This is a genomic window from Aeromonas sp. ZOR0002 (assembly GCF_963866995.1).
Lineage (GTDB): Bacteria > Pseudomonadota > Gammaproteobacteria > Enterobacterales > Aeromonadaceae > Aeromonas > Aeromonas caviae.
The window spans coordinates 1-11,203 of record NZ_CAWMFQ010000036.1; the positions used below are offsets into that span (position 1 = coordinate 1).

An 11,203-nucleotide genomic window follows, 5' to 3' on the forward strand; every position below is an offset into this window, starting at 1 on the left:
CACAGTGGGGTCGAGCAGCTTCTCACGGTGCATCGCCAGCGTCTCGCGATAGCGGTTGCGACCACAGCAGCGATCCAGCAGCGCTGCGACCTCGGCCAGCTCGTCGAACAGCTTGAGGCCGTACTCCTTGAGGCCGATGGCATTGCCCTGCTCATCTTCAAGCGTCAGGCCGGGGCGACGCCCCTCCAGCACCACCTTGTTCTGGTTGCGGCGGTTGCGGGCAACCTCGTCATCCGAGAGCACGGGGGACGGGCGCAACAAGCACCAGACCAGGAAGAGATCGAAGAAGCGGATTTGATCCACCTCGATACCGAACGGGGTAAAGGGATTTACGTCCACCGTGCGCAGCTCGATGTATTCGATGCCGCGCTGCTCCAGCGCATCCGAGGGCTTCTCGCCGCTGCGGGGGGTACGCTTGGGGCGGATCGGCGCGTAGAGCTCGTTCTCCAGCTGCAGCACGTTGTCGTTGAGCTGGCGGTACTCGCCGTTCACCTTGACCCCTATCCTGGCGAAGTCGGGATCATGGGTATTGATTGCCCGGCGCAGGCTGCTCACATAGGCGGGCAGGCTGTCATGACTGATCTTGAGCCCCGCCTGGGCGCTGTTGGTGTAACCGAGATCGGACAGGCGCAGAGCCGTGGCATAGGGCAGGTAAAGGGTGCCCTTGCCGGTCTTCTGGAACGGCAGGCTGCTCTTGCGCCCCTTGAGGAAGGAGTCGCAGATGGCAGGAGACGCGCCGAACAGATAGGGCACCAGCCAGCCGAAGCGGTAGACGTTGCGAATAAGCCCCATGTACTTGTCGGAGATGAAGCGCTGGCTGCAGCAGCCCTCTCCCACCAGATCCTGCCACTCGCACCAGAAGCTGTCCGGCATGGAGAAGTTGAAGTGCACCCCGGCGATCACCTGCATCAGGCTGCCGTAGCGGTTCTTCAGCCCCTGGCGATAGAGGGTCTTCATCCGCCCGATGTTGGAACTGCCGTACTGGGCCAGGCGGATGCTCTCCTCGTCACCGACGAAGCAGGGCATGGAGAGGGGCCAGATCCGCTCCTCCCCCAGATGATGAATGGTGTGGCGGTGAATGTCGCCGAGCTGCTCGATCAGGCTCTCGATGGAGTCGGTGGCCGGCGTGATGAACTCCAGCAGGCTCTCGGAGTAATCGGTGGTGATGTTGGCATGGGTCAGGGCCGACCCCAGGCTTCTGGGGTGATCGGTCTGGGCCAGGGTCCCTTCGGGGGTGATGCGCAGACATTCGCGCTCGATCCCGCGCCGGATCCCCTTGAGGGCGGTCACCCGTTCCGGGGTGCCCAGCGCAGCCAGCAACTCGGTGAGCGACAAGCTAGTAGTAGTCATATTCACGGCTCATGTGTGGCCGCCCCACCCGGGGCGGCACTTATTGTTGCAACGCCCCTCAGGGCAGTTGCAGTGGATAGATGGGAAGATGAAGCTCGCTCAGGGGTTTTTCAAGCTTTTGCTTGTCTCCCACCACCACAATCACCATCTCGGCCGGATCCAGCCAGCGGGCTGCACTGGCCTTCAGCGTCTCGGGTGACACCGTTTTGATCAGGTTGTTCTGGGCCTGCACATAGTCCGGCTTCAGGTCGTACATGATCATCTGCAGCAGGAAGCCAGCCTTCTGCCCCAGGGTCTCGTAGGAGAGCGCATCCTGCTGGGAGACGGCGCTGCGCATGTAGGCCAGCTCCACCGGGGTCGGCCCGCTCTTGCGGTAGCCGTCCATCTCCTTGAGGAACTGGCGGATGGCATCCACGGTCGCATCGGTGCGCACATTGGCGCCGGTCGCGAAGACACCCGCCTCGCGGTTGGCCTGGAAGCCCGAGCTGGCACCATAGGTGTAGCCCTTGTCTTCCCGCAGGTTGAGGTTGATGCGGCTGTTGAAGTTGCCACCCAGGTTGAAGTTCATCAGGTTGGCGATGAAATAGTCTCCCGTGGTGTCAAACGGCATGGCGCGACGGCCGATACGGATCACCGACTGGGGGGCCCCCGGCTTGTCCACCAGATAGATGCCTGGCTTGGCCTGCTCTCCCCCGGGCTTGAGATCCCCCAGGGTCGGGGCGGCTCCCTGCCACTGGGTCAGGAAGGCAAGACCGGATTCCACCTGCTGGGCGGTCACATCACCTGTCACCACCACCTTGGCATTGGTCGGATTGTAATAGGCCTCATAGAAGCGCTTCACATCCGCCAGGGTCAGCTTCTCCACGTCCGCCAGCACCCCGTCAGAGGGTTGGCCGAGGCGATTCTGCTTGCCATAGACCAGTTCGCGGAACGCCTGACCCGCCAGCCACTCCGGCTGCTGCTCGCTCTGTTTCATGCCTTGCAGCATCTGGGTCTTGAGCCGCTCGAAGTCCGCTTCCCGCAGGCCGGGTTGCAGCAGCACTTCCCGCACCAGCGCCAGGGTTTCGGGCAGCTTGTCCGCCAGACTGCTGATGGTGATGAGGTTGTTGTACTGGGCGCTGGAGACGCTGATGCTGGCGCCGAGTTTTTGCAGCTCGTCGCTCAGCTCGGCCTCGGAGAGGCGCGTCGTCCCCTGCTCCAGCATGGCGGCGGTGAGGCTGGCCAGCCCCAGTTCTCCCTTGCCTTCGGCCCGGATGCCACCCGGCAGGGCGATCATGATGGAGACGGCCGGGATCTCGTCGCTGTGGGTGCCGATGATCTCGATCCCCTTGTCGAGCTTGCCACGCCAGATGGCGGGCACCTTGACGCTCACCGCATCGGCCGCCTTGGGCTGCACGCTGCGATCGAAGTCATCTTTCACCGGCCGCTCGGCCAGCACCTTGTCATGCTTGCTGTAATCCGGCAGCTCCCGCTTGGCGGGAGTGAAATTGGGCTTGGCGGCCTGCCAGTCGCTCTTGCCCTTGGGCACCACGCTCAGCACCACGGCAGGCTTGTTCTGGATGAACTTGTCGTAGGCAGCCTTGACGTCAGACCCCTTGACCCGGGCGATGGCATCCAGATTCTTGAACACATAGTCGGGATCCCGGGCCAGCACCTGCCCCATGGCAAGCTGGCTTACCTTGCCCTCAATACTGTCGAGTCCCCAGATGGCGGACGCGCGATAGCTGCTGATGGCCTTCTCCAGATCCGCAGGCTTGATGCCGCGCTGGGCGAACTCGCCGATCACCTTGTCCACCTCGCCCTTGAGGGTCTTGAGGCTGCCATCCGCCGCCGGATTGGGGTAGGCATAGACCGTCAGGGTACAGGCAAGCTCTTCGCAGGAGTGGGAAGCACCCGCCTCGATGGCCTTGCCGGTTTTCACCAGGGACTGGTAGAGCATGGAGCTGGCAGAGCCCCCCAGCACATCGGCAAAGATGTCTAGGGCCGGCTCCTGCGGGTCACCCAGGGAGACGGTCGGGTAGCTGATATACAGGAGCGGCAGATGCACCTTGTCTTCCAGCGTCACGTAGCGGGTTGCCGGCAGGGTGGCAGGCTGGGGCGTCGGTTCTGCCACATCCGGACCGCGCGGGATGGAACCGAAGTACTGCTCAATCCAGGCCAGCGCCTGCTTGGTATCAAAGTCGCCGCCCAGGGTCAGGGTCGCGTTGTTGGGACCATACCAGCGCAGGAAGAACTGCTTGAGGTCGTTGACGTCGACCCGGTCGAGATCCTCCACATAACCGATGGGTTGCCAGGAGTAGGGGTGGGTACGCGGATAGAGTGCCTCCCCCACCCGCTCGCCCACCAGGCCATAAGGCTGGTTGTCGATGCGCTGGGCCCGTTCGTTCTTGACGGTGGCGCGCTGGATCTCGAACTTCTTCTGGCTCACCGCATCGAGCAGGAAGCCCATGCGATCCGCCTCCAGCCAGAGCACCTTCTCCAGCTGGTTGGCCGGCACGGTTTCGTAGTAGTTGGTGCGGTCCTTGTTGGTGGTGCCGTTCATGTCACCGCCCGCCTCGTTGATGATCCGCATGTGTTCCTGATCACCAACGTGCTTGGAGCCCTGGAACATCATGTGCTCGAAGAAGTGGGCAAAGCCCGACTTGCCCACGGTTTCCCGGGAGGAGCCGACGTGATAGGTGACGTCCAGATGCACCAGGGGATCGGAGTGGTCGGGGGCCAGGATCACGGTCAAACCGTTGTCCAGCTTGTACATCTGGTAGGGGATGCCGAGCTTGCCCTCTTGTTTGACCTGCTCGGACACCAGGGTCGGGGCCGCCAGCACGGGAAGGGAGAAGCCCAGCAGCATGCTTAATGGAATGAGTTTGTTCACGGGTACCTCGTGAGTGACAAAAGGGCTAGAAGATCTGACTGGCCAGCAGAAACACCAGGGCATAACGAAGCAATTTGCCGAGCCCGATCAAGATGAGGGAGCGCCAGAAGGAGAGGCGCAGCCAACCAGCCAGCAGACAGAGACCATCGCCGACCACAGGCGTCCAGGCAAGCAGCAGACACCAGTGGCCATGACGTTTGAGCCAACCAAGGGCTTTTTGTTCCCCACGGCCTTGAAAATCTTCCGGTTTTTTCTTGTGGGTGGCGAGCCAGCCGAGCCACCAGGTGGTCATGGAACCCAGGGTATTGCCCAGCGTCGCCCAGAAAAGCAGGCTGGTCATGCTCCACTCCCCCTTGACCGCCATGGCGCCCAGCAGCACTTCCGAGCTGCCGGGCAACAGGGTGGCGGAGGTGAAGGCGCTCAGAAACAGCCCTCCCAGCCCCATCCCGGTGAAGTCTATCATCCGGGCTGGCCGTCTGCGGCGGACATGCGCAGCAACAGCTTGCCGCGCACATGGCCCTGCTCGATGGCCTGATGGGCCAGCGCCCCTTCTGCCAGCGTGTATTCACCGGAGACAGTGATCTTCACCTCCCCCTGGCGAAGCAGCGTCAGCATCTGGGTCAGCTGCGTTCGATCGGGATGGACCAGCATGCCGACAACCTCGACGCCGAGCTCGGCCCCCGCGTCCTTGATCTGCTGGGCCGTGATGGTGGGGACCGTCACCAGACGGCCGCCCGGCTTGACGCAGGCCAGCGCCGCCTTGCCGCTCTCGCCCCCCACCAGATCCAGCACCAGATCGAACGGACCATCGGTGATCGCCTCGGTGCACCACCCGGCCTGGTGGTAATCCACCATCCGGCTCGCCCCGAGACTATGAAGGAAGCTGTGATTGTCGCCGCTTGCCGTGGCAACCACGTGGGCACCATGGGCGGCGGCAAACTGCACCGCCAGATGGCCGACGCCACCGGCACCGGCCAGGATCAGTACCCGTTGCCCCGACTGCAAGCCACCGTGCTCCAGCAGCCCCTGCCAGGCGGTGAGTCCCGCCAGCGGCAGGGCCGCTCCCTGCCTGAGGCTCACCCCATCGAGCTTGACCAGCTCCTCCTCGCGGGCCACCACGGATTCGGCATATGCACCGGCGGCGAGGGGGAAACCCACCATGCCGCACACCTGATCCCCCTCGGCCAGGGAGGCCACGCCGGGCCCCACCTTTTCCACCACACCGGCCACGTCATAGCCCGGCGTCCAGGGCAGGTTGTCCTTGTTCTGGGCGGCCGCCCAGCCGAGACCGGCCCGGGTCTTGGCATCGATGGGGTTGACCCCCGCAAAGCAGATGCGCACCCGGACCTCTCCCTCCGCGGGCACCTTGTCCAGGGAAGGGTTGAGCCTGAGTACCGAGGGGTCGCCGAATGCGGTAATCTGTAGCTGCGTCATTGCACAATCCATCCTGTTGATTGATCAAGGGTCAACAGAATAACAGCGAGGACACCATGGCTCGAATGTTTCTTATTCCTCTGTTGCTGGCCCTGGGGTGGTGGGCGTTTCTGCTCTACTTCCGCATCCCGCTCAAACAGGGGGCCAGGGGCTTTTACTGGATCATCGGCATCGGCGGCGGGCTGGCCGCCTTCCTCAGCCTGATGATGGTGCTCACTCACTAGGGTTCAGGGACAAGGGGGAAGAAGAGAAGATGCTGCATGGACTGAACCATCTCACGCTGGCAACCGGCGATCTCGACAGCAGCGTTGCCTTTTATGTCGACTTGCTGGGATGTCGCCCCAGGGTGAGATGGGCACGGGGAGCCTATCTCACCCTCGGCGATCTCTGGCTCTGTCTCTCCTGCGATCCTCCCCAACCGGCCAGAGATTACAGTCATGTCGCGTTTGGCATCTCGCCTGAACAGTTTCCAGCTTTCTGCGCCCGTCTGCGCGCGGCGGGCGTCGTGGAGTGGAAGAAGAACAGCAGCGAAGGGGATTCACTCTATCTGCTGGATCCCGACGGGCACCGGCTGGAAATCCATGCAGGCAACCTGGATAGCCGGCTCGCCTCCCTCAGACAGCAACCCTATGAGGGTCTTATCTGGTTCGACTGAGCCGGATCACCCCTGCTCGGCACGAAGATGGTAGTGACGATTGCTGCCCTGCCCCAGCACGCCCTGCGCCAGCAGATGCTGGAACACCCGGTCCACCTCCTCCAGAGACAGTGACAATGCCTCTGCCACCTTGCGTTTGCTGCATTTGAGCTCGCCGCTCTCCAGCGCGCCGCGCACCTGGGCGACCACGGCTGGCTCGGGCACGGGTCTGCTGATGGCTGGCGGCTCCGGGGTCGGCGCTGCGACCCGGGCCTCGGCTTGCGCCTTCTCCCGTTGCCACATCCATTGACGGCGGAAGCGGTTCTCCTCACCGATCAGGCTGACGAAAAAGGCACCAAATGCATCGAGCAGGATAGACAGGAAGCAGACCAGCAGGAACTGCACCTGGCCGATGCTCATGCCCACCCCGTCCGCCAGACTGCTCATCAGCCCCAGCATGGAGGACTGCTCCCCCAGCGGCTTGGCGTCCCGCTCCTGGCGCAGCTCGTCCTGACGCAGCCTGAGCTTGGTGTTGGCCTGCTGCAGACCGCTGACGCCGCTCGAGATACGCGCCATCTCGATGTATTTGCGGGCCGCCTCTTCGTTGAGCTGGATCTGCCGCTCTATGCTGGCTATCTGCTCGTCGAAACGGGCTATCTCCCGCTCGTGACGCGCCTGCTGGCTCAGGATGGTGTTGGTGGCGCTGTTGATGCCGCCGATACTGCCCCCGATGGAGATGGCGGCCAGCACGCTGTAGAACAGCAGCGACCAGAAGGCGCCGCCCAGATCCCGCCTCGCCTTGCACTCGCCGTACTCGTACCAGACGTAGAACTTGCCCAGCTCGAAGATGATGGCCAGCCCGCCGAACAGCCACTTCATCTGGGGGTTTTCGTCGATGGAGAGAAACAGCAGCAGGGAGAAGACGATGGAAGCCAGAATGGCCAGCCCGGTAAAACTGTAGACAGTCGTGAGGGCGAACCATCCCTTGGGGTAACGCAATGCGGCGCAAGCCTGAGTAGTCATGATGAAACGGGAAACATCTGCAGGAAAAGTTGGCTGCCGATTATAGTCGCCACTCCCCCGGAGAGAAGGGCAAATCCCCGAATTCCCGCCGATGGACGATCAGCTGCCCAGAGTGCGACCAAAACGTGCAAATCGGCAGCAGAAAAACACTACAATCGACCCCGTACCTGAAGGACATCTGCGGTTATGCTCGGGTTAAGCCCGCCGCATTACACTCATTTCCACCGAACACGACTCGAGGACATCATGAACAGAACGACGGCTTTGTTGCTCTCTCTTTTTCTGATCACCGGTAGCGCCCTGGCACAGGACGAAGGGAGCCAGACCTTCTCCGTGGATGCGCTGACCTTCAATCTGGACTGGAATGACACGCAGTTTGACTGGTCCCAGAGCAACTGCTTCGATCTCGGGAGCGGTGACACGGCCGCCGCCGACTGCAAGAGGATCAACCTCAATCTGGAGGACGAGACGCAGCGCAACCAGCCCCCCAGCACCAACCAGATCAGCACGCAACCGGATCAATGATCCCCCTGACAGGGGCCTTGATGCGATGACCCACATGACCATGACTTCCCGCGGCGCACTGCTGCTCTCCCTGCTTCTGGTTCAGGGAATGGCCTTTGCTGCCCCCCCTTCCAAACACGATGACGACATCCGGATCTCCACCGACCAGGGCCGGGTAAGCCTGGATTGGGACGACAAGGAGTACGAGTGGTGGCAGCACAACTGCCTGGATGTCAGCACCCGGACCAGCCGCATCCAGCTCAACTGCGACAACATGGATGGCAAATACCGCGACCATTACAACCGCAGCATTCACAGTGGCAACAACCCGGGTCAGGGCCATGACAAGCCCAGGAACAAGCACGGCGGCAACGGCCACCAAAAACACTGACCAGCATGCCCATGGACATGGTTGAGGGGCCAGTGGCCCCTGGAGTCATCTCCCCTACCAGTAGTTTTCCATGCTGATATTGCCGGGGGCGCGACGCAGGTTCTTGGCAAGCCCCAGCCCGAGCAGGGTCTGCTGGGTTTCTTTCACCATGGCGGGGTTGCCGCAGATCATCACCTGGCTCAACTCGGGGGAGAAGTTCAGCCCCACCCTCGCCTGCAAGCTGCCATCGACGATGGCTGCCGGGATGCGCCCTGCCATCGCCCCCGGCCAGGTCTCACGACTGACGAAGGGAACATAGCGAAAACGCTCGCCATGCTGCTCGGCAAAACGGGCGATAAGCGGCTGGTAGCTGAGCTCTTCCCCTTTTCTCACCCCGTGTACCAGCACCAGATGCTCGAAGCGGTCGAAGACCTGTCCTTCTGCCAGCATGGCGAGGAAGGGGCCGATGGCGGTGCCGGTTGAGAGGAGCCAGAGGTCCCGTCCCGGGGGAATCTCATCCAGGGTCAGGAAACCGGTGGCCTGGGACTGCACCAGCAGGCTGTCGCCCACCTGCAGGGAACCGAGAGAGGGACTCAGCTCACCGCCGGGTATCTCCACCAGATAGAATTCGTGATAGGGCGTGCCGGGAGGATTGACGAAGGAATAGGCACGCTGGACGCGACGCTCGCCCTGCTCCAGGGCCAGCTTGGTGAATTGACCCGCCTTGTAGGGGGCAAGTTCCGCCTCCACACGCAGGGAGAGCAGGGTGGGTGTCCACTCGATGCGCTCGATGACCTGACCTTCGACCCAGGCAGCCATAAAGGTTCTCCTCCAGAGGAACAGACCTTCACTTTACCCCTTGATCTGAAAATAAAAAACCCGCGCAAGTGCGCGGGTTTTTCTGCAAGAGCGGAACGCTATTACAGAGCAACAACCTGGATTTGTACGGTTGCTTTGACGTCAGCGTGCAGCTGAACAACAACTTCGTACTCACCGGTGTTACGCAGAACGTTGCCCATGCGGACTTCGCTCTTGGCAACGGCTACGCCGGCAGCAGTGATGGCTTCAGCCACGTCACGGGTACCGATGGAACCGAACAGCTTGCCTTCGTCGCCAGACTTGGAGGCGATGACAACGGCAGCCAGCTCACCCAGCTTGGCAGCGCGCTCTTCGGCAGCAGCCTTGTTGGCAGCCAGTTTGGCTTCCAGCTCAGCGCGACGAGCACCGAAGGCTTCGATGTTGGCCTTGGTGGCCATAACAGCTTTGCCTTGCGGGATCAGGTAGTTACGGGCATAACCAGCTTTTACGGAAACTTGGTCACCCAGACCGCCCAGTTTGGCGATCTTATCGAGCAGGATAACTTGCATTACCTTTCCTCTATAAATTTCGTTGAGTTAGGCGTAAGCGCCGGGCCGATTCTTACTTGTTGTGCAGATCGGTGTACGGCAGCAGAGCCAGGTAACGAGCACGCTTGATGGCGCGTGCCAGCTGACGCTGATACTTGGCGCGGGTACCGGTGATACGGCTCGGTACGATCTTGCCAGATTCAGTGACGTAGTTTTTCAGAGTAACGATATCTTTGTAGTCGATCTCGGTAACGTTCTCGGCGGTGAAGCGGCAGAACTTACGACGACGGAAATAACGTGCCATGGCCTTTATCCTCTAATGCGGTGATCTAAGAATTACTCTTCGGAAGACGCTTCAACAGCATCTTCGCGACGCTCGTCGTCACGACGGGTGAAGCGCTCTTCCTTGGCCTTGGCCATCGGAGAAACTTCAGTCACGGCGTGCTTGGTGCGCATGATCATGTTGCGGATAACGGCATCGTTGAAGCGGAAGTTGGTTTCCAGCTCATCGATAACGGCCTGTTCAGCTTCTACGTTCATCAGAACGTAGTGAGCCTTGTGCAGCTTGTCGATCGGGTAAGCCAGTTGACGACGGCCCCAATCTTCCAGGCGATGAATGGTACCACCAGCGGTGGTGATAGCGCCGGTGTAACGCTCGATCATGCCAGGTACTTGCTCGCTCTGGTCCGGATGAACCATGAAGACGATTTCGTAATGACGCATTTTAGCTCCTTACGGATTAATTCAGCCTCCGCCCAGGTGCAGCCAGACCTCGGAGGCAAGGAACATTGTGATGTTTAGACGCTGCTTTCTAGGGCGGCGTATTGTACGAAATCACCTCTCCCACTGCAACTGGCGAAGCAAGATGTTTTTCTCGATGAGCCCGATACAAAACTTTAATTGATAACAATTATCATTTAGATCCATACTCTCCTCATATCCCCACGGAGGATGACAGTATGCAACCTGCGCTCACCACGGCCATCCCGGCCCGCAAATTCAAGCTGACCCTGCTCGGCCCCGCCTTCATCGCCGCCATCGGTTATATCGACCCGGGCAATTTTGCGACCAATATCCAGGCCGGCTCCACCTTCGGCTATCAACTGCTGTGGGTAGTGGTGTGGGCCAACCTGATGGCCATGCTGGTGCAGACCCTCTCGGCCAAGCTCGGTATCGTCACTGGCAAGAACCTGGCGGAACACATTCGTGATCGTCTGCCCAGGCCCGCAGTCTGGGCCTATTGGGTGCAGGCCGAGATCATCGCCATGGCCACCGATCTCGCCGAGTTCATCGGCGCTGCGGTCGGCTTCAAACTGCTGCTCGGCATCACCCTGCTGGAAGGGGCCTGCATCACCGCCGTGGTCACCTGGGGGATCCTGATGCTTCAATCCCGCGGCCAGAAGCCGCTGGAGTTCGTGGTGGGGGGCCTGCTGCTGTTCGTGGCCGCCGCCTACATCGTCGAGCTGATCTTCTCGCGCCCCCACCTGCCGAGTCTGCTGGAAGGGGCACTCTTCCCCGGCCTGCCCAGCAGCGACGCCGTCTATCTGGCGGCCGGCGTGCTCGGTGCCACCGTGATGCCCCATGTCATCTATCTCCACTCGGCCCTGACCCAGCACACCCAGGAGCAGGGCACGGTGACCCAGCGACTGCACAGCACCCGGGTACTGTGA

General features: G+C 61.4%; 13 protein-coding genes and 1 pseudogene. 5 read left to right on the top strand and 9 right to left on the bottom strand.

The genetic code is table 11. The features are described 5' to 3' along the window. From gshA to AACR77_RS02755, 4 genes are all read right to left on the bottom strand, one after another. Positions 1 to 1,350 (bottom strand): glutamate--cysteine ligase (gshA, locus tag AACR77_RS02740; protein ID WP_042879632.1); only part of this gene is annotated, 1,350 nt, incomplete at its 3' end. A 58-nt stretch (positions 1,351 to 1,408) separates the two neighbouring features. Beyond that, the gene (locus tag AACR77_RS02745; RefSeq protein WP_039040007.1) at positions 1,409 to 4,222 is read right to left on the bottom strand and encodes a M16 family metallopeptidase; all 2,814 of its coding nucleotides are present in this window, start codon (positions 4,220 to 4,222) and stop codon (positions 1,409 to 1,411) included. Positions 4,223 to 4,247: 25 nt separating this feature from the next. After that, complete coding sequence (locus AACR77_RS02750) at positions 4,248 to 4,685, bottom strand: YqaA family protein (RefSeq protein WP_029313803.1); 438 nt, start codon at positions 4,683 to 4,685, stop codon at positions 4,248 to 4,250. Further along, a complete protein-coding gene (locus AACR77_RS02755; protein WP_042879629.1) occupies positions 4,682 to 5,656 on the bottom strand; it encodes an NADP-dependent oxidoreductase in 975 nt (324 codons plus the stop codon). The genes AACR77_RS02750 and AACR77_RS02755 overlap by 4 nt, the downstream gene beginning before the upstream one ends. A gap of 56 nt (positions 5,657 to 5,712) precedes the next feature. On the opposite strand from AACR77_RS02755, the gene AACR77_RS02760 reads away from it, so the two are divergent. Continuing rightward, positions 5,713 to 5,880, top strand: a complete 168-nt coding sequence (locus AACR77_RS02760; protein ID WP_162513465.1) for a hypothetical protein — start codon at positions 5,713 to 5,715, stop codon at positions 5,878 to 5,880. A gap of 29 nt (positions 5,881 to 5,909) precedes the next feature. Continuing rightward, on the top strand, positions 5,910 to 6,311 hold the full coding sequence (gene fos, locus AACR77_RS02765; RefSeq protein ID WP_039040005.1) for a fosfomycin resistance glutathione transferase: 402 nt from the start codon (positions 5,910 to 5,912) through the stop codon (positions 6,309 to 6,311). A 6-nt stretch (positions 6,312 to 6,317) separates the two neighbouring features. Here the strand turns inward: fos and AACR77_RS02770 are convergent, their stop codons facing one another. Beyond that, positions 6,318 to 7,313 carry a preprotein translocase subunit SecY gene (locus tag AACR77_RS02770; RefSeq protein WP_042879630.1) on the bottom strand — a complete coding sequence of 332 codons (996 nt, stop codon included), beginning with the start codon at positions 7,311 to 7,313 and terminating at the stop codon, positions 6,318 to 6,320. 246 nt (positions 7,314 to 7,559) lie between these two features. On the opposite strand from AACR77_RS02770, the gene AACR77_RS02775 reads away from it, so the two are divergent. Further along, positions 7,560 to 7,838, top strand: a complete 279-nt coding sequence (locus AACR77_RS02775; protein WP_050485177.1) for a hypothetical protein — start codon at positions 7,560 to 7,562, stop codon at positions 7,836 to 7,838. A gap of 40 nt (positions 7,839 to 7,878) precedes the next feature. Continuing rightward, on the top strand, positions 7,879 to 8,208 hold the full coding sequence (locus tag AACR77_RS02780; RefSeq protein ID WP_029313799.1) for a hypothetical protein: 330 nt from the start codon (positions 7,879 to 7,881) through the stop codon (positions 8,206 to 8,208). Between the two features lie 54 nt (positions 8,209 to 8,262). On the opposite strand, the gene AACR77_RS02785 is transcribed toward AACR77_RS02780, so the two are convergent. The 4 genes from AACR77_RS02785 to rpsF form a co-directional block, all read right to left on the bottom strand. Further along, on the bottom strand, positions 8,263 to 9,006 hold the full coding sequence (locus tag AACR77_RS02785) for a ferredoxin--NADP reductase (RefSeq protein ID WP_042014872.1): 744 nt from the start codon (positions 9,004 to 9,006) through the stop codon (positions 8,263 to 8,265). Positions 9,007 to 9,107: 101 nt separating this feature from the next. Beyond that, positions 9,108 to 9,554 (bottom strand): 50S ribosomal protein L9, encoded by a 447-nt coding sequence (rplI, locus tag AACR77_RS02790; protein WP_010673120.1) that lies wholly within the window; start codon positions 9,552 to 9,554, stop codon positions 9,108 to 9,110. A gap of 52 nt (positions 9,555 to 9,606) precedes the next feature. Then, entirely contained in the window at positions 9,607 to 9,837 is a 231-nt protein-coding gene (gene rpsR, locus AACR77_RS02795; RefSeq protein ID WP_005313392.1) for a 30S ribosomal protein S18, read from the bottom strand. Between the two features lie 32 nt (positions 9,838 to 9,869). Further along, the gene (gene rpsF / locus AACR77_RS02800) at positions 9,870 to 10,256 is read right to left on the bottom strand and encodes a 30S ribosomal protein S6 (protein WP_005331771.1); all 387 of its coding nucleotides are present in this window, start codon (positions 10,254 to 10,256) and stop codon (positions 9,870 to 9,872) included. Between the two features lie 236 nt (positions 10,257 to 10,492). Between rpsF and AACR77_RS02805 the strand changes: the two are divergent. Beyond that, positions 10,493 to 11,194 (top strand): annotated as a pseudogene (locus AACR77_RS02805) (Nramp family divalent metal transporter); the annotation flags it as partial. Between the last annotated feature and the right edge of the window lie 9 nt (positions 11,195 to 11,203).